Source organism: Streptomyces sp. NPDC001443 (genome assembly GCF_053597355.1).
The window spans coordinates 1-21,484 of record NZ_JBSFIA010000019.1 but is presented as its reverse complement, the minus strand read 5'-3'; the positions used below and the strand labels follow the sequence as shown (position 1 = coordinate 21,484).

General features: G+C 72.1%; 16 protein-coding genes. 7 read left to right on the top strand and 9 right to left on the bottom strand.

From position 1 onward, the window contains the following. Window positions 1–24 precede the first annotated feature (24 nt). Both ACWC24_RS20570 and ACWC24_RS20565 read right to left on the bottom strand, forming a co-directional pair. Entirely contained in the window at window positions 25–2,322 is a 2,298-nt protein-coding gene (locus tag ACWC24_RS20570; RefSeq protein WP_450664270.1) for a helix-hairpin-helix domain-containing protein, read from the bottom strand. Then, entirely contained in the window at window positions 2,319–3,302 is a 984-nt protein-coding gene (locus tag ACWC24_RS20565; RefSeq protein WP_450664269.1) for an aldo/keto reductase, read from the bottom strand. Before ACWC24_RS20565 ends, ACWC24_RS20570 begins: the two co-directional genes overlap by 4 nt. 379 nt (window positions 3,303–3,681) lie before the next feature. Between ACWC24_RS20565 and ACWC24_RS20560 the strand changes: the two genes are divergently transcribed. Beyond that, on the top strand, window positions 3,682–4,737 hold the full coding sequence (locus tag ACWC24_RS20560) for an LLM class F420-dependent oxidoreductase (protein WP_152892662.1): 1,056 nt from the start codon (window positions 3,682–3,684) through the stop codon (window positions 4,735–4,737). A 276-nt stretch (window positions 4,738–5,013) separates the two neighbouring features. Then, entirely contained in the window at window positions 5,014–5,790 is a 777-nt protein-coding gene (locus ACWC24_RS20555) for a ferritin-like domain-containing protein (RefSeq protein ID WP_450664268.1), read from the top strand. Here ACWC24_RS20555 and ACWC24_RS20550 read toward each other — a convergent pair. Beyond that, a complete protein-coding gene (locus ACWC24_RS20550) occupies window positions 5,768–6,763 on the bottom strand; it encodes a magnesium and cobalt transport protein CorA (protein ID WP_450664267.1) in 996 nt (331 codons plus the stop codon). The genes ACWC24_RS20555 and ACWC24_RS20550 overlap by 23 nt on opposite strands. A 62-nt stretch (window positions 6,764–6,825) precedes the next feature. Between ACWC24_RS20550 and ACWC24_RS20545 the strand changes: the two genes are divergently transcribed. From ACWC24_RS20545 to mshC, 4 genes are all read left to right on the top strand, one after another. Beyond that, entirely contained in the window at window positions 6,826–7,512 is a 687-nt protein-coding gene (locus ACWC24_RS20545; protein WP_450664266.1) for a histidine phosphatase family protein, read from the top strand. Between the two features lie 87 nt (window positions 7,513–7,599). Next, complete coding sequence (locus tag ACWC24_RS20540; RefSeq protein WP_351618333.1) at window positions 7,600–8,190, top strand: DUF3090 domain-containing protein; 591 nt, start codon at window positions 7,600–7,602, stop codon at window positions 8,188–8,190. Then, complete coding sequence (locus tag ACWC24_RS20535; RefSeq protein WP_450664265.1) at window positions 8,154–8,984, top strand: SCO1664 family protein; 831 nt, start codon at window positions 8,154–8,156, stop codon at window positions 8,982–8,984. The genes ACWC24_RS20540 and ACWC24_RS20535 overlap by 37 nt, the downstream gene beginning before the upstream one ends. Before the next feature lie 190 nt (window positions 8,985–9,174). Next, on the top strand, window positions 9,175–10,404 hold the full coding sequence (gene mshC, locus ACWC24_RS20530) for a cysteine--1-D-myo-inosityl 2-amino-2-deoxy-alpha-D-glucopyranoside ligase (protein WP_450664264.1): 1,230 nt from the start codon (window positions 9,175–9,177) through the stop codon (window positions 10,402–10,404). Window positions 10,405–10,730: 326 nt separating this feature from the next. On the opposite strand, the gene ACWC24_RS20525 is transcribed toward mshC, so the two are convergent. The 6 genes from ACWC24_RS20525 to ACWC24_RS20500 all read right to left on the bottom strand — a co-directional run bounded on the left by ACWC24_RS20525 (window position 10,731) and on the right by ACWC24_RS20500 (window position 18,041). Further along, entirely contained in the window at window positions 10,731–11,726 is a 996-nt protein-coding gene (locus ACWC24_RS20525; RefSeq protein ID WP_450664263.1) for a PAC2 family protein, read from the bottom strand. 175 nt (window positions 11,727–11,901) lie between these two features. Beyond that, window positions 11,902–12,573, bottom strand: coding sequence for a FadR/GntR family transcriptional regulator (locus tag ACWC24_RS20520; RefSeq protein WP_450664262.1), 672 nt, complete (start codon window positions 12,571–12,573; stop codon window positions 11,902–11,904). Window positions 12,574–12,776: 203 nt separating this feature from the next. Continuing rightward, the gene (locus ACWC24_RS20515) at window positions 12,777–14,393 is read right to left on the bottom strand and encodes an FAD-dependent oxidoreductase (protein ID WP_450664261.1); all 1,617 of its coding nucleotides are present in this window, start codon (window positions 14,391–14,393) and stop codon (window positions 12,777–12,779) included. A 9-nt stretch (window positions 14,394–14,402) separates the two neighbouring features. Then, window positions 14,403–15,941, bottom strand: coding sequence for a glycerol kinase GlpK (glpK, locus tag ACWC24_RS20510; RefSeq protein ID WP_450664260.1), 1,539 nt, complete (start codon window positions 15,939–15,941; stop codon window positions 14,403–14,405). Between the two features lie 117 nt (window positions 15,942–16,058). After that, window positions 16,059–16,868, bottom strand: coding sequence for an MIP/aquaporin family protein (locus ACWC24_RS20505; protein WP_450664259.1), 810 nt, complete (start codon window positions 16,866–16,868; stop codon window positions 16,059–16,061). A gap of 408 nt (window positions 16,869–17,276) precedes the next feature. Further along, the gene (locus ACWC24_RS20500) at window positions 17,277–18,041 is read right to left on the bottom strand and encodes an IclR family transcriptional regulator (RefSeq protein ID WP_392623498.1); all 765 of its coding nucleotides are present in this window, start codon (window positions 18,039–18,041) and stop codon (window positions 17,277–17,279) included. A 295-nt stretch (window positions 18,042–18,336) separates the two neighbouring features. Between ACWC24_RS20500 and metH the strand changes: the two genes are divergently transcribed. Then, a partial coding sequence (gene metH / locus ACWC24_RS20495) for a methionine synthase (protein ID WP_450664258.1) occupies window positions 18,337–21,484 on the top strand: 3,148 nt, incomplete at its 3' end.

The window sequence follows — 21,484 nt, the reverse complement described above, 5'->3', positions numbered from 1 at the left end:
CTCCGCAGGCCTGCTCGGTCCGGGTCAGTGCGCCGTGGGCACCTGGGCGCGCAGCAGGGTGGGCAGCCGCGTCGTGCGGGGCTTGGCCAGGACCTCCGCGACCGCCCTCGGCAGCGCCTGTTCCACGCCGTGGACCACCGACAGATGGCGCTCCGCCCGGCCGAACGCCGTGTGGATCCAGGGCCGGCTGAGGGACTGTGCGGCATCGCCGGGCAGCACCACGACCGCTGCGGGCCACCGGCTGCCCACCGCCTGGTGCGCGGTCAGCGCCCACCCGTGCCGCACGGACCGCTCCACCCGGTCCCTCGGTACGACGACGGGCTCGCCCGCGCACTCCAGGTGCAGCCCCTCCGTGTCGGCCTTCACCACCAGGGCCGGCAGCGCACGCCCCGGCACGGGGGAGTGGACGACCCGGTCACCCGGGTCGAAGCCGCCGAACCGCCCGGGGCCGGGGTTGAGCCGCTCCTTGAGCGCGACGTTGAGCGCGCGGGTGCCCGCCGCGCCGCCGTGCCCCGGAGTGATCACCACCGTCTGTTCGGAGGGGACGCCGAAGGCGCGCGGCACCGAGTCGGCGACCAGCTGCACGGTCCGGTGCACGGCCTCGCCCGCGTCCCGCACCGGCACGATCACGATCTCCTTGCCGGGCGCGTCCACCTGGTTCAGCTCACCGATGCCGATGCCGGAGACCAGCTCGCCGAGCGGACCCGGGTCCGGGGTGCGCGAGGCGATCTGGGGACAGACGCGGGCGGCGAGCAGATCGGCGAAGACCCGGCCGGGGCCGGCCGACCAGAGCACCGCCGGATCACCGCTCAGCACCAGCCGGGCTCCGTCGGGCAGCGACTCCACCACCATCGCCGCGCTCTCCACATCGAGCTGCGGTGCGTCCAGCAGGACCAGGAGGTCGAGCTCCAGGGCCCCTTCCGGGTCCCGCCCGGGACCCTCGGCGCCGGAGAGCAGCCCGGCGACGGTGACGACGTCGGGGGCGGCCGGCGCACCGGCACCGGCGCCCGCGTCACCGACGGCTCCGGGACCGTCGTCGGCCGCCGCGAGCGCGGCGGCGAGCCGATCGCGGCCGTCGGCCGTGTGGCAGGCCGCGACGGCACGCAGGCCCAGGGCGCGGGCGGCGCCGATCAGGGCCGCCGGCTCGGCGCGGGCCGCCTCGCCGCCCGTGTGCAGCACCAGACCGTGTCCGGCGACGGCGCGGATCAGCTCGGCCGCGCTGCCGGACGCCGAGGACGCGGCCGCCTCCCACTCCGCGGCGGCTTCCTTGGGCAGGGCGTTGACCACGCGGGCCAGACCGTCGGCGAGGCTCTCCTCGGCGAGCGCGTACCGCTCCAGGCCGACCAGGACCCGGACCGGGCGCGGCTGCGCCTCCTCGCCGTCCTCCGCCGGGTCCTCCCGGCGCCCCGCCTCGGCCGGGGACTCCTCCAGCGCGTCCTGGAAGACGAGTGCCTCGCCCTCCGCGAGCGCGCTCTGCACGGTCGCGTCGCCGTCGGGCACGCCACGCCGGGCCAGCGCCGCGGTGAGCGCCGCGAGCTCCAGGGCGGTGTGTCCGGCCAGCGCCGCCTGCTCCAGCAGCCAGCCGGTGACCGCGCGGCCCCGCCGTTCGTCGTCCGGACGGCAGTCCGCGCCGAGCAGCGCCCGCGCGAACCCGTCGGCCTGCTCGGGCCGCACGCCCGCGACCCGCAGCAGCTGCCAGGGATCGGCGCGCAGCTCGTCCTGCGCGCCCTCGCCGAGTGCCGCGCCGACCTGGGGCGCCAGCGCCTCGGGCGCGCCGCCTTCGGCCAGCACCCGCCGTACGGCCTCGACGGTCCGCGGAGCGGGGCCGGCAGCGGGGCCGGAGCCCGTGACGGCCACCGGTTGCGGGCGCCTGACGGGTTCCGGAGCGGCGCGGCGCGGGGTGGGCTCGGGCCCACCGAACACGGCGGCGGGCTTCTCACCGCTCTCCACCGCCCGCACGGCCGCCAGCAGGTCGGCGGCCTTCCCGCTCAGCTTGCCTCCGCTGGCGATGGGCCCCTGCTTCTCGGCCTTCCGCTGCTCGATCCGCTCCCGCTCCAGTCGTTGCGCCGCGAGCTCGGCCTCGGCCTCCGACCGCTGCGCGGAGGCCTCCCCTTCGCCCTCCGCGCCCGAGCCGTCCGCGCCCGTCACGTCACTGCCGTCACCGTCGGCATCCGTGGCGGCCGAGGTGCCGTCTCCGGCCCTCTCCGCGCTGTCGTCCCGGCCCTGCGCGGTGTCCGGCGACGGCTCGCCGGCGTCCTGGGTCTCGGGGTCTGCGGTGGTCGGTGCCCCGGCGTCCCTGGTGGTCTCCGGTTCCGTGCTCACAGCGTGCTCCAGTCGTGATCGGGATAGCGGTGCACGGGCGCCGACACGTCGTCGAGCGCCCGGCAGATCTCGTCAGGAAGAGTAAGGGCCTCCACTGACAGTGCCGCCGTGAGCTGCTGCGCGTTGCGCGCGCCGATGATGGGGGCGGTCACTCCGGGCCGGTCGCGGACCCAGGCGAGGGCGATCTGGAGCGGGGTCACGGCGAGCCCGTCCGCCGCGGTCGTCACGGCGTCGACGATGCGGCTCGCGGTGTCGTCGAGGTAGGGCGCGACGAAGGGCGCCAGGTGTTCGGAGGCGCCGCGCGAGTCCGCGGGCGTGGAGTGGCGGTACTTGCCGGTGAGGACGCCGCGGCCGAGCGGCGAGGACGGCAGCAGCCCTATCCCGAGGTCCATGGCGGCGGGCAGCACCTCGCGCTCCACGCCTCGCTGGAGCAGCGAGTACTCCAGCTGCGTGCTGGCCAGCCGGGTGCGGGTGCCGGGCGCCGCGAGCTGCCAGGTCCCCGCCTTGGCGAGCTGCCAGCCGCAGAAGTTGGAGACGCCCGCGTACCGCGCCCGGCCGCTGCCGACCGCCAGGTCGAGCGCCTGGAGCGTCTCCTCCATCGGGGTGTGGGGGTCGTAGGCGTGGATGTGCCACACGTCGACGTAGTCCGTGCCGAGACGGGCCAGCGAGGCGTCCAGTGCGGCGAGCAGATGGCCGCGTGAGCCGTCGAACCGGCGGTCGGGGTCGGGCACGCTGCCCGCCTTGGTCGAGATGACCAGGTCACGGCGCGGCACCAGGCCCTCCATCAGCCGCCCGAGCAGGTACTCGGCCTCTCCGTCGCCGTACACGTCCGCGGTGTCGACGAGGCTGCCGCCGGCCTCCCAGAACGTCTTCAAGAGGTCCGCGGCGTCATGCTCGTCGGTGTCCCTGCCCCAGGTGAGGGTGCCCAGTCCGATGCGGGACACGCGCAGGCCGGTCCGGCCGAGATGCCTCTGCTCCATGAACGCCGAGATTACTGGCCAGGGGTGGTGCGTGGGTTGCCTGTGGATAACCGATTTCATGGGAACGGAGCACTTCGGGAGCCCCGTGCGGGCCATCGATCCGGCCAACTCCCCGCACCGGTCCGCGCTGTCGGCCCGCGTCCCGCGCGCCGCACCCTCCCGTCTCACCCACCACACTCGCCCCACCGGCCCCGCCCCACGTGCCACACGCCCCGCTCCACTCGCCCCACCGCCGCCGCCACGCCCACCACGCCCGCCCCGCCGGACCCTCGTCACACGCGTCCCACCCGCCTCCCGGCCCCACCCACCCGTCTCCTCGGAAGGTCCCGCGCTAAGGTCTCCGCACAAGGGACGTTACTGAGCGGTAAGGGGATCTGGCATGCAGCTCGGGATCAACCTCGGCTACTGGGGCGCCGGGATGGACGCGGACAATCTCGCCGTGGCGCAGGAGGCCGACCGGCTCGGCTACGCCGTGTGCTGGGCCGCCGAGGCCTACGGCTCCGACGCGGCCACCGTGCTCACCTGGGTCGCCGCCCAGACCGAGCGCATCGACGTGGGTTCGGCGATCTTCCAGATCCCGGCCCGTCAGCCCGCGATGACCGCGATGACCGCGGCGACCCTCGACTCGCTGTCGGGCGGTCGCTTCCGGCTCGGCCTCGGCGTGTCCGGCCCGCAGGTCTCCGAGGGCTGGTACGGCGTCAAGTTCGACAAGCCGCTGGCCCGCACCCGCGAGTACGTCGAGATCGTGCGCAAGGCGATGACCCGGGAGCGGCTGTCGTACGAGGGCGAGCACTGGACGCTGCCGCTGCCCGGCGGCCCCGGCAAGCCCATCAAGCTGACCGTGCACCCGGAGCGCGAGCACATCCCGCTGTACATCGCGGCCATCGGGCCGAAGAACCTCGAACAGACCGGCGAGATCGCGGACGGCGCCCTGCTGATCTTCCCCTCGGCCGACCACATCGAGGACACCGCGATCACCTACCTGCGCGCCGGGCGCGAGAAGGCCGGCAAGACCCTCGACGGGTTCGACGTCTGCCCGACCCTCCCGCTGGCCGTCGGCGACGACAAGGACGTGGAGCGGCTCGCCGACACCTTCCGCCCCTACACCGCCCTGTACGTAGGCGGTATGGGCAGCCGGAAGCAGAACTTCTACAACCAGCTCGCCCAGCGCATGGGATACGAGCAGGCCGCCGCCGAGATCCAGGACAAGTACCTGTCCGGCGACAAGCAGGGCGCCGCGGCCGCCGTACCGCACGACCTGATCGACCGGACCACGCTGCTCGGCTCGGTGGAGCGGATCGCGGACCGGATGAAGGCCTACGCGGCGGCCGGCGTCACCACCCTGACCCTCGCCCCGGCCGGCTTCACCCTCGACGAGCGGCTGGCCTCGCTGCGGGCCGGCACCGAGGCCATGGAGCGCGCCGGGCTCGCCTGAGCCCTGTCCGACGGCGCCCGCGCGGCGCCGGAAGTTACCACGGCCGTGGTGGGGGCTCGGGGGTCTTCCCCGCCACGGCCGTCACAGGGAACAACGCGCCGCCCGCCCGCGCGGTTACGCCTTTGCGGTGACCGCCGTGCTCCTTCTTTCGGCCGAGTTTCCCGGCACTGCTGTTGCGCGCCCCGGCGCTCCGCATTTGACTCGTTCTCTGCGGAATTTTGCGGAATCTGTATGAATTCCGCGGAGTTGGGCGAGTCGGGCAGAGAGGTGCGCGCCATGCTGTCGGCCAAGAGCCTGTTCCAGGAGATCCTCGACGACGACGAGTCCTTCCGGCTCTTCTGCTCCATCGCGGCCGGCGGCGAGGCCCAGGGCGGCTGGGAGAACGCGCGGATCGCCGCACTCGTCCCGGAGAGCGAACGACGGATGGCCCCCAAGATCACCCGCCATGGCGCCGACGAGGACAAACACGGCCGGATCTTCAACGCCCTGATCCGCAGGCGAGGCCTCGAACCCGTCCCCGTACCGCCCGACACCGACTACACCATGATCCTGGAACGGCACGGCATCGGCCTCGCCCACGACCGGCTCAGGAGCGACGAACCCCTGACCGCGGGCGACATCGTCGTCTACCTCGCCCACAGCCGGGTCACCGAGCAGCGCGCCTCCGAACAGATGGAACTGCTGCTCAGACACTTCGCCGACCACCCCGACATCGGCCACGCGGTCAAGCTGATCTCCCACGACGAGGACAACCACCTCGCCTACTGCCACGAGGAACTGCTGCGGTACGCCCGGGCCGGCCACGGCCCCGCCATCCAGCGGACCCTGCGCGACTGCGCGCTCGCCGAGATCCGCGTCTACCGGGACGTCAGCCTCGCCGTCATGACCCACATGGGACGCATCCTGCGCTGGCCGACCGCCAAGTCGGCGGCGCTGGCGGCCGGCATCCACACCGTCTACGCGTGGGAGCGCCTCGCCGGCTGGCGGCGGATGGTCTCCCTGGAGACGCCCCTGCGGCGCGACGCGCTCGCTACAGCCAGCCCCGCCGTTTGAACGTCCGGTACAGCAGCACCTCCAGTACGGCCATCGCCGCGATCACCGCCGGATACGACCACAGCCAGTGCAGCTCCGGCATGTGGTCGAAGTTCATCCCGTAGATCCCCGCGAGCATCGTCGGTATCGCCGCCATGGCGGCCCACGCCGAGATCTTCCGCATGTCGTCGTTCTGCCGCACGCCCGTCTGCGCCAGATGCGCCGACAGCACGTCCGAGACCAGCCGGTCCAGACCCTCCACCGACTCGTTCACGCGCGTGAGGTGATCGCTGACGTCACGGAAGAAGGGCCGCGACCCCTCGTGCACGAACGGCACCGGCGTGCCGGACTGAGCGGTGCCCGAGAGCCTGACCAGCGGCGGCGCCAGCGGCCCGGTCGCCCGCCGGAACTCCAGGACCTGCCGCTTGAAGGTGTAGATACGGGACGCGGTGTGCCGCGAACCGCCCCCGTCGGGCGAGAACACCTCCGCCTCCACCTCCTCCAGGTCCGTCTGGAGCTCGGCCGCCACCTCCAGATAGTGGTCGACGGTCGCGTCGGAGATCGCGTACAGCACGGCCGTGGGGCCCTTGCGCAGCAACTTCGGCTCCTGTTCCAGCCGGTGCCGCACACCCGCCAGGGACGAGCCCTCGCCGTGCCGCACGGTCACCACGAAGGAGTCCCCGAGGAAGACCATGACCTCGCCGCTGGAGACGGCATCGCTGCGCGGCTCGTACACGACCGGTTTCAGCACCAGGAACAGCGAGTCGTCGTACACCTCCAGTTTGGGCCGCTGGTGGGCCTTCAGGGCGTCCTCGACCGCCAGCGGATGCAGCCCGAACTCCCGGGTGACCAGCTCGAACTCGTCCTGGGACGGCCGGTGCAGCCCGATCCAGACGAATCCGCCCGCGGCGCGCGCCTCGTCCAGGACGTCGGACAAGTCCCCGGCACGCTCGATCCGGCGCCCGTCGCGGTAGACGGCACAGTCCACGATCACGGTGTGCGTTCTCCTTTCCGTCGGCCCTCTGCCCACCCTCCGGTGCGCCTACGCTGGTCCGCATGCCCACGCTGATCCTCGTCCGGCACGGACGTTCCACCGCCAACACCGAGGGCCTGCTCGCCGGCTGGACGCCCGGCGTCGCCCTCGACGAGCGCGGCGCCGCGCAGGCCGCCGCACTGCCGAAGCGGCTCGCCGACATCCCGGTCTCCGAGGTCGTCACCAGCCCCTTGCAGCGCTGCCAGGAGACCCTGCGGCCCCTGCTCGACGCCCGCCCGGAGCTGACCGCGCACACCGACGAGCGGATCGGGGAGTGCCACTACGGCGACTGGTCCGGGCGCAAGCTCGCCGAGCTGAAGGACGAACCCCTGATGGAGGTCGTCCAGAACCACCCGTCCGCCGCCGCCTTCCCCGGCGGCGAGTCCATGCGCGCCATGCAGACCAGGGCCGCCGAAGCGGTCCGCGAGTGGAACGCGCGCGTGGAGCGCGACCACGGCGACCGGGCCGTGTACCTCATGTGTTCGCACGGCGACATCATCAAGTCGCTCGTGGCGGACGCACTCGGACTTCATCTCGACCTGTTCCAGAGGATTTCCGTAGAACCCTGTTCCCTCACCGTGATCCGCTACACCAGGCTGCGGCCGTTTCTCGTGCGCCTCGGGGACACCGGTGACCTCGCCTCCCTCGTACCGCGCGAGGAGCCGGCCGACGGCGAAGCCCCGGTCGGCGGCGGCGCGGGCGCACCGTGATCGTCGGCCGCAGTAGGGTGAAGCGGTTCACGCAGTCACGTTCACGCATGGACGTTCACGCACTCACGATTCCAATGGAGACAGGACGTGTCCCGTCAGGTGTACCTGTACGACCCGCCGGAGCGCTTCGTGGCCGGCACGGTCGGTCTGCCCGGGCGCCGTACGTTCTTCCTCCAGGCCACCGCCGGATCCCGGGTGACCAGCGTGGCCCTGGAGAAGACCCAGGTCGCGGCACTCGCCGAGCGCATGGACGAACTGCTCGACGAGGTCGTACGCCGTAGCGGCGGCAGCGCGGCCGTACCCGCGATGGCGCCCACCGAGATCTCCGACACCGCCCCTCTCGACACGCCCGTCGAGGAGGAGTTCCGGGTCGGCACCATGGCGCTGGCCTGGGACGGCGAGGAACAACGCATGATCGTCGAGGCGCAGGCCCTCGTGGAACTCGACGCCGAGTCCGACGAGGACCTCGCCGAGGCCGAGGAGCGGCTCCTCCAGGACGAGGAGAACGGGCCCCCGATGCTGCGGGTCCGGCTGACCGGCGCGCAGGCGCGGGCCTTCGCCAAACGAGCCCTCGACGTCGTCAACGCCGGCCGGCCGCCCTGCCCGCTGTGCAGCCTGCCGCTCGACCCGGAAGGACACGTATGTCCGCGCCAGAACGGATACCGCCGCGGGGCGTGAGCACCGAGGTGACGCCCGCCGAGCTGCTCGCGCGCGGCGAGCTGACGGTGCGCGGACGCATCCGCGACGCGTCCAACGCGGCGCTGTACTGCACGGTGACGTACGACGGCCGGGAAGCGGCCTGCGTCTACAAGCCCGTCGCGGGGGAGCGGCCCCTGTGGGACTTCCCCGACGGCACGCTCGCCGAGCGCGAGGTGGCGGCCTACGAGGTCTCCGAGGCGACCGGCTGGGGTCTCGTACCGCCCACGGTGCTGCGGGACGGGCCGTACGGCGAGGGGATGTGCCAGCTGTGGATCGAGGCGCTCCCGGACGCGGAACTGCTCGCCCTGGTGGACGACGAGGAGCCCGCCCCCGGCTGGAAGGCGATCGGTTTCGCCGAGGTCGGTGAGGGCAGGACCGCGCTGCTGGTGCACGCCGACGACGAACGGCTGCGCCGCCTCGCCGTCCTGGACGCCGTGATCAACAACGCGGACCGCAAGGGCGGCCATCTGCTGCCCACGGCGGACGAGCGCCTCTACGGCATCGACCACGGGGTCACCTTCAACGTCGAGAACAAGCTGCGGACGCTGCTGTGGGGCTGGGCGGGGGAACCGCTGACCGGGGAGGCCGTGGCGGCGCTCAAGGGGCTCGGAGCGGCCCTGGAGCCGGACGGCGCGCTCGCGGTCCGGCTCGCCGAACTGCTCACCGCCGCCGAGGTCGACGCCACCCGGGCGCGGGTCGACGCGCTGCTGCGGTCCGGGACCCATCCGGAGCCGAGCGGCGAGTGGCCGGCGATCCCCTGGCCCCCGGTCTGACCCCGTCCCCGGACTTCCCGCCCTTCCCCCTTTCGAGCCCGCCCGGTCCGCCGGTACGGGCGGCTCGGATGTGTGCTCGAACACAGACGTGCGCCCAGCACACCGGGGCGCGGGCGCGCAAGGGTGCCTTCCCGGCCATACGGCCCGCTCCGGTTCGTACGCGGAACTTCCGTCCGGTTAGGCTCATGACATGCATGCCTGGCCCGCTTCCGAGGTCCCCGCCCTGCCTGGTCAGGGCCGCGACCTGAGGATCCACGACTCCGCGACCGGCGGCTTGGTCACCCTCGCCCCCGGTCCCGTCGCCCGTATCTACGTCTGCGGCATCACGCCCTACGACGCCACCCACATGGGTCACGCGGCGACCTACAACGCGTTCGACCTGGTGCAGCGCGTGTGGCTCGACACCAAGCGGCAGGTTCACTACGTCCAGAACGTCACCGACGTCGACGATCCGCTGCTGGAGCGCGCGCAGCGGGACGGCGTCGACTGGGTCGCCCTCGCCGAGCAGGAGACGTCGCTCTTCCGCGAGGACATGACCGCGCTGCGGATGCTCCCGCCGCGGCACTACATAGGCGCCGTCGAGGCGATACCCGGCATCGTGCCGCTCGTCGAGCGGCTGCGGGACCAGGGCGCCGCCTACGAGCTCGAGGGCGACGTCTACTTCTCCGTCGAGTCCGACCCCGACTTCGGCAAGGTCTCCCACCTCGACGCCGCCGCCATGCGGCTGCTGTCCGCCGAACGCGGCGGCGACCCCGACCGGTCCGGCAAGAAGAACCCGCTCGACCCCATGCTGTGGATGGCCGCCCGTGACGGCGAGCCCAGCTGGGACGGCGGCTCGCTGGGACGCGGGCGGCCCGGCTGGCACATCGAGTGCGTCGCCATCGCCCTCGACCACCTCGGCATGGGCTTCGACGTCCAGGGCGGCGGCTCCGACCTCGTCTTCCCCCACCACGAGATGGGCGCCTCGCACGCCCAGGTGCTGACCGGCGAGTTCCCCATGGCCAAGGCCTACGTCCACGCCGGCATGGTCGCGCTGGACGGCGAGAAGATGTCCAAGTCGCGGGGCAACCTCGTCTTCGTCTCGCGTCTGCGGCGCGACGGCGTCGACCCGGCCGCCATCCGCCTCGCCCTCCTCGCCCACCACTACCGTCGCGACTGGGAGTGGACCGACGAGGTGCTGCCCGCCGCCGAGGCACGGCTCGGGCGCTGGCGCGCGGCCGTCTCCCGTCCCGACGGACCGTCCGCGGACGCCCTCGTCGAGGAGATCCGCGAGGCCCTCGCGAACGACCTCGACGCCCCGGCCGCGCTGCTGGCCGTGGACCGCTGGGCCGCCGCGCAGCAGGAGCGGGGCGGCACCGACATCAGCGCCCCCGGTCTGGTGTCCCGGGCCGTCGACGCGCTGCTGGGCGTCGCCCTGTAGGGCCTGTCCGACGATTCGCGTCGTCGCCCGGAGGGCGGCCCGGCGGTGTCATGGGGGTCCCTCCCCGCTCGAGCGAAGCCGAGAGCTCGGGGGAGCGTGCTCTCGGTGTGCCGGCCCCAGGCCCGCGTACTGGAGGTACTCGGGTCCGGGGCCGGTGCGGCGAGTGGGGGTTCCCCCCCCCTTGGGGGAGCGTGCATGGCGTCGCCGGGCAGACGGGAATCGTCAGACAGGCCCTGGCGGCCGCGGACGTACCGGACGCACGAGAGGGGCGCTTCCTCCCTGCGGAGGAAGCGCCCCTCTTGCGTACACGGTCAAGGACCGCATGGTCAGTCCTCCGACGAATCCTCGTCGTCAGCGCTCGGCTTCGGGGGCTTCGGCGGCCGGGTCCGCTCACTGGGGCTGTCGCGCAGATAGGAACCCGGCGACGACGGCCCGTCACCGCCCTCCGTGGCGTGTCCACCGGGTGCCCCGGGCGGACCGCCGCCGTCCCGCCGCCGCAGATACCGCTCGAACTCACGGGCGATCGCCTCGCCGGACGCCTCCGGGAGCTCCGCGGTGTCCCGGGCCTCCTCCAGCGTCTGCACGTACTCCGCGACCTCGCTGTCCTCGGCGGCCAGCTGGTCCACCCCCACCTGCCAGGCGCGCGCGTCCTCGGGCAGTTCGCCCAGCGGGATGCGCACGTCGATGAGGTCCTCCAGCCGGTTGAGCAGGGCCATCGTGGCCTTCGGGTTGGGCGGCTGCGACACGTAGTGCGGGACCGCCGCCCACAGCGACACCGCCGGCACGCCCGCGTGCGTGCACGCCTCCTGCAGGACGCCGACGATGCCCGTCGGACCCTCGTACTTGGTCTCCTCCAGGTCCATGCGCTGCGCCAGGTCCGGGTCGGACGTGGTCCCGCTGATCGGGACCGGACGGGTGTGCGGGGTGTCGCCGAGCAGCGCGCCCAGGATCACCACCAGCTCCACGCCCAGCTCGTGCGCGAAGCCGAGCAGCTCGTTGCAGAACGAGCGCCAGCGCATGGACGGTTCGATGCCACGGACCAGCACCAGGTCGCGCGGCTTCTCGCCGCCGATCCGGACCACCGACAGCCTCGTCGTCGGCCAGGTGATCTTGCGCACCCCGGCATCCATCCACACCGTGGGCCGGTTCACCTGGAAGTCGTAGTAGTCCTCGGCGTCGAGCGCCGCGAACACCTCGCCCTTCCACTCCCTCTCCAGATGCGCGACCGCGGTGGAAGCGGCGTCGCCGGCATCGTTCCAGCCCTCGAACGCGGCCACCATGACCGGGTCGATCAGCTCGGGAACCCCCTCGAGCTCGATCACCCAGCGCCTCCTTCCGACGTGCCCTCGCGTACGTCCCAACCTTACGGCGTGCGGCGGGGGCGCCCGCAGCCCCCTTGCACGGGGGAGTGAACGGATCACTGCCCCGATCACCACCCCCGAACACCCTCGACGGGCGACGGCCGCCCACGCCCCGCACCCCGGATCCACAGGAGATTCACAGCGTGCTGCGCAGCCACTGCTCCACACTCGCGATGTGCACCGTCGCCCAGGAACGCGCCGCCTCCGCGTCCCGGTCGCGCAGCGCGGCCAGGATCGCCCGGTGCTCGCGCAGCGTGCGGGCGACCGCGTCCTCCTGGGTCAGCCCGCGCCAGATCCGGGCCCGGGTGGTGGGCCCTGACAGACCGTCGAGCAGTGAGCACAGCACCGAGTTGCCCGCGCTGCGCACGATGTCCCGGTGGAACTCCAGGTCGCAGGCGACGAGTTCCTCCACCGAGGGGGCCGCGCCGAGCGCGTCCAACCGGGCCGAGAGCGCGTCCAGTTGCGCCTCGCCGATCCGCGGGGCCGCCATCGCCGTGGCGGCCGGCTCCAGGATGCGGCGCACGGAGAGGAACTCCAGCACCGTGTCGTCGCGGTGGAAGTCGACGACGAAACTCATCGCCTCCAGCAGCAACTGCGGGTCCAGGCTGGTCACATAGGTGCCGTCGCCCTGCCGCACGTCCAGGATCCGGATCAGCGACAGCGCGCGCACCGCCTCCCGCAGCGAGTTGCGCGACAGCCCCAGCCCGGCGGCGAGTTCGCTCTCCTTCGGCAGGCGGTCGCCCGGGCGCAGCGCACCGGAGACGATCATGTCCTTGATCTTCTCGATCGCCTCGTCGGTGACTGCCATGGGAGGGCCCCCTGTCGCTCGGACATCCGAGACATCCGATGTCTCAGGGGCATTATGGAGGCCCGGCCCGTCCGACGCGGCCAAGTCGCCGATCATGGCCCGCATGTGGAGAGGGGCGGCTCCGGTGACGTGGAGCCGCCCCTCTCCCGGTAGCGGGCGCAGGCCCCGGCGCCGGCCCCGGTCGGGCGGGGCGGACGCCGGGCCTACTGCGCGTCGAGCACGTCCTGGACCTTCGCCCGGACCTCGTCCGAGGCCAGGCCCCGGATCGTGAGCGTCGTACGACGGCGCAGCACGTCGTCCGGCGTCCGGGCCCACTCGTGGTCCCGGGCGTAGACGACCTGCGCCCAGATCTCCGGCGCGTCCGGGTGGACGCGCTCGCCCAGCCGCGGGTCCTCGTTCGCCAGCCGGGCGATGTCGAAGGCCAGCGAACCGTAGTGGGTGGCAAGGTGCCGGGCGGTGTCCGCCGCCATCCGCGGCCCCGGCGCCGGACGGTCGGTGAGCAGCCGGTGGGCGACCGCGCGCGGGTTGGCGACCCCCGGCAGCGGCAGCTTCTTCGGCAGCGAGGCGACCGGCTCGAAGTCGTCGCCGAGCGGGTGCCCCGGCAGCTCCTGGAGCTTGCGCATCACCGTACGGCCGATGTGCCGGAAGGTGGTCCACTTGCCGCCCGCGACGGACAGCATGCCGCCCCGGCCCTCGGTCACCACCGTCTCGCGCTTGGCCTTGGCGGTGTCGCCGGGGCCGCCCGGCAGCACCCGCAGACCGGCGAAGGCGTACGTGATGAGGTCACGGTCGAGCTGCTGGTCCCGGATGGAGAACGCCGCCTCGTCGAGGATCTGGGCGGTGTCCTTGTCGTTGACGGCGACGTCCGCCGGGTCGCCCTCGTACTCCTCGTCGGTCGTGCCCAGCAGCAGCATGTCCTCCCAGGGCAGGGCGAAGGTGATGCGGTACTTGTCGATGGGGGTGGCCAGCGCGGCCTTCCACGGCGCGGTCCGCTTCAGGACCAGGTGCGCGCCCTTCGACAGCCGGATCGACGGCGCGGCGCCGGCGTCCTCCATCCGGCGCAGGTGGTCCACCCACGGGCCGGTCGCGTTCAGCACCAGCCGGGCGTTCACGCCGAACTCCTCGCCGGAGAGACGGTCGCGCAGCTCGGCGCCCGTCACCCGGCCCCGGGTGAAACGCAGTCCGGTGACCTCGGCGTGGTTGAGGACGACGGCGCCCGACTCGACGGCCGCGCGGACCGTCATCAGCGCCATCCGGGAGTCGTTCATCTGGTCGTCGCCGTAGACGGCGACGGCCTTGAGGTTGTCGGTGCGCAGCTCGGGCACGTCCTGCGCGGCCTTGGCCGGGCTGAGCAGGTGACCGACGCCGTCACCGAACGCGGAGAGCGCGGAGTAGGCGAAGACGCCCGCCCCGAGCTTCGCCGCGCCGTGCGGCCCGCCCTTGTACACGGGGAGGTAGAACGTGAGCGGGTTCGCCAGGTGGGGGGCCACCTGGCGGGAGACCGCACGGCGCTCGAAGTGGTTCTCCGCCACCAGCTTCACCGCGCCGGTCTGGAGGTAGCGCAGACCGCCGTGGAGGAGCTTGGAGGAGGCGGAGGAGGTGGCACCGGCGAAGTCGCCGGAGTCGACCAGAGCCACCCGCAGACCGGACTGCGCGGCGTGCCAGGCGGTGGAGATGCCCAGGATGCCGCCGCCGATCACGAGAAGGTCGTACGACGCCTTGGAGAGCTGCTCTCGGGTCTCGGCACGACTCGGGTTCGAGCCGGCGGCCGGGCGCGTACCGAGGGCAGGCACGGACTGCAGGGTGGGCTGACTGGTCATCGGTGGTTCTTACTCCTCGTCCTCGAGCCAGCCCATGGTCCGCTCGACGGCCTTGAGCCAGCTCTTGTACTCACGGTCGCGGTGCTCCGCGTCCATGCGGGGGGTCCATTCGGCGGCCCGGCGCCAGTTGGCGCGCAGGTCGTCGGTGTTGTTCCAGAAGCCGACGGCGAGACCGGCGGCGTAGGCGGCGCCGAGGCAGGTCGTCTCGGCGACCATCGGACGCACCACGGGGGCGTCCAGGAAGTCCGAGAGGGTCTGCATCAGCAGGTTGTTGGAGGTCATGCCGCCGTCGACCTTGAGGGCCGCGAGCTCGACGCCCGAGTCCTTCGTCATGGCGTCGGTGATCTCACGGGTCTGCCAGGCCGTGGCCTCCAGGACGGCGCGTGCGAGGTGCGCCTTGGTGACGTACCGGGTCAGACCGGCGATCACACCGCGGGCGTCGGAGCGCCAGTACGGGGCGAACAGGCCGGAGAAGGCCGGTACGAAGTAGGCGCCGCCGTTGTCCTCGACGGTCAGCGCGAGCGTCTCGATCTCGGCGGCGGTGGAGATCAGGCCCATCTGGTCGCGCATCCACTGCACCAGCGAACCGGTGACGGCGATCGAACCCTCCAGGGCGTACACCGGCTTCTGGTCGCCGATGCGGTAGCCGACCGTGGTCAGCAGGCCCGAGTAGGAGTTGATGATCTTCTCGCCGGTGTTCATCAGCATGAACGTGCCGGTGCCGTACGTGGACTTGGCCTCGCCCTCGGAGAAGCAGGTCTGGCCGAACAGGGCCGCCTGCTGGTCGCCGAGCGCGGAGGCGACCGGGATGCCGCCGAGCAGCTCGCCCAGCCGGCCGCCGGTGACCTCGCCGTAGACCTCGGCCGAGGAGCGGATCTCGGGCAGCATCGACAGCGGGACGCCGATGGACTCGGCGATCTTCGGGTCCCACTCCAGCGTGTGCAGGTTCATCAGCATGGTGCGGGAGGCGTTGGTGACGTCGGTGACGTGGTGGCCGCCGTCGACACCGCCGGTCAGGTTCCAGATGACCCAGCTGTCCATGGTGCCGAAGAGGATGTCGCCCGCCTCGGCGCGCTCGCGCAGGCCCGAGACGTTGTCGAGCAGCCAGCGCGCCTTGGGGCCGGCGAAGTACGACGCGAGCGGCAGGCCGGTCTCGCGGCGGAAGCGGTCCTGGCCGACGTTGCGGCCGAGCTCCTTGCAGAGCGCGTCGGTGCGGGTGTCCTGCCAGACGATGGCGTTGTGGACGGGCTCACCGGTGTTCCTGTCCCACAGCACGGTGGTCTCGCGCTGGTTGGTGATGCCGATGGCCTTGATGTCGTCGCGGGTGATGCCGGCCTTCGCGATGGCTCCGGCGACGACCTCCTCGACGTTGGTCCAGATCTCGGTGGCGTCGTGCTCCACCCAGCCCGGCTTCGGGAAGATCTGCTCGTGCTCCTTCTGGTCGACGGAGACGATCCGGCCGTCGCGGTCGAAGACGATGCAGCGGCTGGAGGTGGTGCCCTGGTCGATGGCGGCGATGAACGGGCCGGCGGTGTGCGCGTCGGTCACTGTCTGCTCCTGGGAGTTCCGTGGTTGGGGGCGGTACGTACGGCGCGTGCGGTGAGGTTCGGTGCTTCGGGTCCGGACTCCCGGTGCGCGCGGCGGGAGTCCGGAGGACCGGTGTTCTCAGGCGAAGGCGACGTTGTATATGCCCGCGGCGATCGCCCCGCCGATCAGCGGGCCGGCCACCGGTATCCAGGCGTAGCGCCAGTCGGAGCCGCCCTTGTTGGGCAGCGGCAGGAGGGCGTGCACGAGGCGCGGACCGAGGTCACGGGCCGGGTTGATCGCGTAGCCGGTCGGGCCGCCGAGGGACAGACCGATCGAGACGACGACGAGGGCGGTGATCAGCGCGCCCAGCGTGCCGAGGCCGTTGCCCGCGTCGTTGAGGCCCTGGGTGAGGACGGCGATGACGAGCACGAAGGTGCCGATGATCTCCGTGGCCAGGTTCTGCCAGACCACGCGGATCTCGGGACCGGTGGAGAAGACGCCCAGCACCGGGCCGGCGCCTCTCTCCCGGGCCTCGACGGACTTCACCTCGGCGGACTTCACCTTGACGGGCTGCCCGCCGAGGTCGCCGACGATCTCCTCGTCCGTCAGGTGCGCCTGGAACTGGCCGTAGTAGGCGACCCAGACCAGCGTCGCGCCGATCATGGCGCCCAGGAGCTGCCCGCCCCAGTAGACCGGAACGTTGCCCCAGCCGCCGTCCTTGATCGCGAGTGCGAGCGTCACCGCCGGGTTCAGATGCGCGCCGGACAGCGGGCCGGAGGTGTAGACGGCCGTGAGGACGGCGAAACCCCACCCGAAGGTGATGGCGAGCCAGCCGGCGTTGCGGGCCTTGGAGGCCTTCAGCGTGACGGCGGCGCAGACGCCGCCGCCCAGCAGGATGAGTATGGCGGTACCGATGGTCTCGCCGATGAAGATGTCGGAGCTGGACACCCGCGACTCCTTTGTCCTTCGTCCAGGAAGCCGAATCCCGGGTCCCGCCGGGAGTTCGACGCCCTCGGGGGTGAGAGCGATGCCGGCCGTGGGCGTTGCCACACCCTAGCGCGTATTGCCGTCAGGTGTTCGACAATGTCGACCGGTGGACGGGAGTCTTGCTCCGGCGTCACGCGTGCGTCAAGGGTTCTGTTCTCGAAAGCGCGATCGTTATTCGCGATCGCCACTGATGGGCGGGGGGTGCCGGGCCCGGCCAAAGGGCCGGCGGGCCGGGCGGCGGCGATGCGGCCACGACGCGCTCGCGGCCTCATGTTTGCCCCATTTTGTACACCCCGGGGCATGGTAAGGACCGGAGCGCCACCGGGCGTTCCGGTCCTTGAAGTCGAGGGTGCGCGGGGTCGCGCAGGATCAGAAGCGGGCGGCGCCCAGGTCCCGTGACACCGCGCGGGCGCAGTCCCGCACCGCCGCGATCAGCTCGGGACGCAGCTCCCCGTCCCGGCCCAGCCGTTCCACGGCCCCGGTGATGCCGACCGCGCCGACCGGCATGCGCCGCCGGTCGTGGATGGGCGCGGCGATCGACGCGACGCCCTCCCAGGTCTCCTCGACGTCGGCCGCGTACCCCCGCGCCCGCGTGAGGTCGAGGACCTGCTCGAACGCCACCGACTCGCACACGGTCCGGTCCGTGAACGGCTTGCGGTCGGCCTCCATGACCTCGCTGTGCGCCACCGGGTCGTACGCCGACAGCACCTTGCCGAGCGCGGTGGAGTGCAGGGGCTGCATGGCCCCGATCTCCAGCACCTGCCGGCTGTCGTCCGGCCGGAAGACGTGATGCACGATCAGTACGCCGTGCTGGTGCAGGACCCCCAGGTGCACGCTCTCCCCGCTGGAACGGGCCAGGTCGTCCGTCCACACCAGGGCCCGCGCGCGCAGTTCGTGCACGTCGAGATACGTGGTGCCCAGCCGCAACAGCTCGGCGCCCAGCTGGTAGCGCCCGGAGGCGTCCTCCTGCTCCACGAAACCCTCCAGCTGGAGGGTGCGCAGGATGCCGTGCGCGGTGCCCTTGGCGAGGCCGAGCGCCGAGGCGATGTCCGACAGGCCGAGCCGCCGCTCGCCGCCCGCGAGCAGCCGCAGCATCGCGGCCGCCCGTTCGAGCGACTGGATGTTCCGTGCCATCGCCGTCCTGCCTCCGTCCCCATGACCGACAATGCGCGGCCTTGAACTGCCAACGTTCGGCAATGCCGAACACTACCGGTCCAGGTGGACGTCCCGCCAATGGTCCGTCGGTACCTGTTGCGCCACACGTCCCCCGGCGGCGGCCCGCGCGCCGTCCTCGTCCGCCTCGTGGACGCCCCGACCATAAGCCCCCGGTCCCGGATACCCTGACGGGGTGCGCCCGCCCAGGGACCCCTCCCGGTACTCCCCGGGCGGCGCAAAGCCGACAGCCGTCGCACCCAAAGGGAGCCCCTTCATGGCCTCTGTGCCGCCGACCCTTGCCGACAGCCGGACCCGCGTGTCCGCGCTCCGAGAGGCCCTCGCCACCCGTGTGGTGGTCGCCGACGGAGCCATGGGCACCATGCTCCAGGCCCAGGAGCCCACCCTCGAGGACTTCCAGAACCTCGAGGGCTGCAACGAGATCCTCAATGTGACCCGGCCCGACATCGTCCGTTCGGTCCATGAGGCCTACTTCTCCGTGGGCGTGGACTGCGTCGAGACGAACACGTTCGGAGCCAACCACTCCGCGCTCGGCGAGTACGACATCGCCGACCGCGTGTACGAGCTGTCCGAGGCGGGCGCCCGCGTCGCCCGCGAGGCCGCCGACGACTTCACCGCCCGCGACGGCCGACAGCGCTGGATCCTGGGCTCCATGGGCCCCGGCACCAAGCTGCCCACCCTGGGCCACGCCCCCTACACCACCCTGCGCGACGCCTACCAGCGCAACGCCGAGGGACTGGTCGCGGGCGGCGCCGACGCACTGCTCGTCGAGACCACCCAGGACCTGCTCCAGACCAAGTCCGCGGTCCTCGGCACCCGCCGCGCCCTCGAAGCCCTCGGCCTCGACCTGCCGCTGATCGTCTCGGTGACCGTCGAGACCACCGGCACCATGCTGCTCGGCTCGGAGATCGGCGCCGCCCTCACCGCGCTGGAACCGCTCGGCATCGACATGATCGGCCTGAACTGCGCCACCGGCCCGGCCGAGATGAGCGAGCACCTGCGCTACCTCGCCCGTACCTCCCGCATCCCGCTGGCCTGCATGCCCAACGCGGGCCTGCCGGTCCTCGGCAAGGACGGCGCCCACTACCCGCTGAGCGCGCCCGAGCTCGCCGACGCCCAGGAGACCTTCGTACACGAGTACGGCCTCTCGCTCGTCGGCGGCTGCTGCGGCACCACCCCCGAGCACCTGCGCCAGGTCGTCGAGCGCGTCCGCGGCCTCACCCCGGGCGAGCGCCGCCCGCGCCCCGAGCCGGGTGCCGCCTCCCTCTACCAGACCGTCCCCTTCCGCCAGGACACCTCCTACCTGGCGATCGGCGAACGGACGAACGCCAACGGCTCGAAGAAGTTCCGCGAGGCGATGCTGGAGGGCCGCTGGGACGACTGCGTGGAGATGGCCCGCGACCAGATCCGCGAGGGCGCGCACATGCTCGACCTGTGCGTCGACTACGTCGGCCGTGACGGTGTCGCCGACATGGAGGAACTGGCCGGCCGTTTCGCCACCGCCTCCACGCTGCCGATCGTCCTGGACTCCACCGAGGTCGAGGTCATCCGGGCCGGCCTGGAGAAGCTCGGCGGCCGCGCCGTGATCAACTCCGTGAACTACGAGGACGGCGACGGCCCCGAGTCCCGCTTCGCGAAGGTCACCAGGCTCGCCCAGGAACACGGCGCGGCCCTGATCGCGCTGACCATCGACGAGGAGGGCCAGGCCCGTACCCCCGAGAAGAAGGTCGAGATCGCCGAACGGCTGATCGAGGACCTCACCGGGAACTGGGGCATCCACGAGTCGGACATCCTGATCGACACACTGACCTTCACGATCTGTACGGGCCAGGAGGAGTCCCGGGGCGACGGCATCGCCACCATCGAGGCGATCCGCGAGCTCAAGCGCCGCCACCCGGACGTACAGACCACCCTGGGCCTGTCGAACATCTCCTTCGGCCTCAACCCGGCCGCCCGCATCCTGCTCAACTCCGTCTTCCTCGACGAATGCGTCAAGGCCGGACTGGACTCGGCGATCGTGCACGCCAGCAAGATCCTGCCGATCGCCCGCTTCGACGACGAGCAGGTGCAGACCGCCCTCGACCTCATCCACGACCGGCGCCGCGAGGGCTACGACCCGCTCCAGAAGCTCATGCAGCTCTTCGAGGGCGCCACCGCGAAGTCGCTGAAGGCCGGCCGGGCGGAGGAACTGGCGGCACTGCCGCTGGAGGAGCGCCTCAAGCGGCGGATCATCGACGGCGAACGCAACGGCCTGGAAGCCGACCTGGACCTCGCCCTGGCCGAACGCCCCGCCCTCGACATCGTCAACGAGACCCTCCTCGACGGCATGAAGACCGTCGGCGAGCTGTTCGGCTCGGGCCAGATGCAGCTGCCGTTCGTCCTCCAGTCCGCCGAGGTGATGAAGGCCGCCGTCGCCCACCTCGAACCGCACATGGAGAAGTCCGACACCGAGGGCAAGGGCACCATCGTGCTGGCCACCGTGCGCGGCGACGTCCACGACATCGGCAAGAACCTGGTCGACATCATCCTGTCGAACAACGGCTACAACGTCGTCAACCTCGGCATCAAGCAGCCGGTCTCCGCGATCCTGGAGGCCGCCGAGGAGCACCGCGCCGACGTCATCGGCATGTCGGGCCTGCTGGTGAAGTCCACCGTGATCATGAAGGAGAACCTGGAGGAGCTCAACCAGCGCGGCCTGGCGGCGGACTTCCCGGTCATCCTCGGCGGCGCCGCGCTGACCCGCGCCTACGTCGAACAGGACCTGCACGAGATCTACGAGGGCGAGGTCCGCTACGCCCGCGACGCCTTCGAGGGCCTGCGCCTGATGGACGCCCTGGTCGGCGTCAAGCGCGGAGTGCCCGGCGCGAAGCTGCCGGAGCTCAAGCAGCGCAGGGTCCGGGCGACGCCCGCGGCGCAGGTCGAGGAGCACCCCGAGGAAGGACACGTGCGCTCCGACGTGGCCACCGACAACCCGGTCCCCACCCCGCCGTTCTGGGGCACCCGCGTCGTCAAGGGCATCCAGCTCAAGGAGTACGCGAGCTGGCTCGACGAGGGCGCCCTGTTCAAGGGCCAGTGGGGTCTGAAGCAGGCCCGCACCGGCGACGGCCCGAGCTACGAGGAACTCGTCGAGACCGAGGGCCGGCCGCGGCTGCGCGGACTGCTGGACCGGCTCCAGACCGACAACCTGCTGGAAGCCGCCGTGGTCTACGGCTACTTCCCCTGCGTGTCCAAGGACGACGACCTGATCCTGCTGGACGAGCAGGGCAACGAACGCACCCGCTTCACCTTCCCCCGCCAGCGCCGGGGCCGCCGACTGTGCCTGGCGGACTACTTCCGCCCGGAGGAGTCGGGGGAGACCGACGTCGTCGGACTCCAGGTCGTCACCGTCGGCTCCCGGATCGGCG

Coding starts and splice junctions, on each gene's coding strand:
- ACWC24_RS20500 (WP_392623498.1), bottom strand. CDS start 18,041: ATGGCACGGAACATCCAGTCGCTCGAACGGGCGGCCGCGATGCTGCGG.
- ACWC24_RS20565 (WP_450664269.1), bottom strand. CDS start 3,302: ATGGAGCAGAGGCATCTCGGCCGGACCGGCCTGCGCGTGTCCCGCATC.
- ACWC24_RS20545 (WP_450664266.1), top strand. CDS start 6,826: ATGCCCACGCTGATCCTCGTCCGGCACGGACGTTCCACCGCCAACACC.
- ACWC24_RS20535 (WP_450664265.1), top strand. CDS start 8,154: ATGTCCGCGCCAGAACGGATACCGCCGCGGGGCGTGAGCACCGAGGTG.
- ACWC24_RS20560 (WP_152892662.1), top strand. CDS start 3,682: ATGCAGCTCGGGATCAACCTCGGCTACTGGGGCGCCGGGATGGACGCG.
- mshC (WP_450664264.1), top strand. CDS start 9,175: ATGCATGCCTGGCCCGCTTCCGAGGTCCCCGCCCTGCCTGGTCAGGGC.
- ACWC24_RS20555 (WP_450664268.1), top strand. CDS start 5,014: ATGCTGTCGGCCAAGAGCCTGTTCCAGGAGATCCTCGACGACGACGAG.
- ACWC24_RS20520 (WP_450664262.1), bottom strand. CDS start 12,573: ATGGCAGTCACCGACGAGGCGATCGAGAAGATCAAGGACATGATCGTC.
- ACWC24_RS20515 (WP_450664261.1), bottom strand. CDS start 14,393: ATGACCAGTCAGCCCACCCTGCAGTCCGTGCCTGCCCTCGGTACGCGC.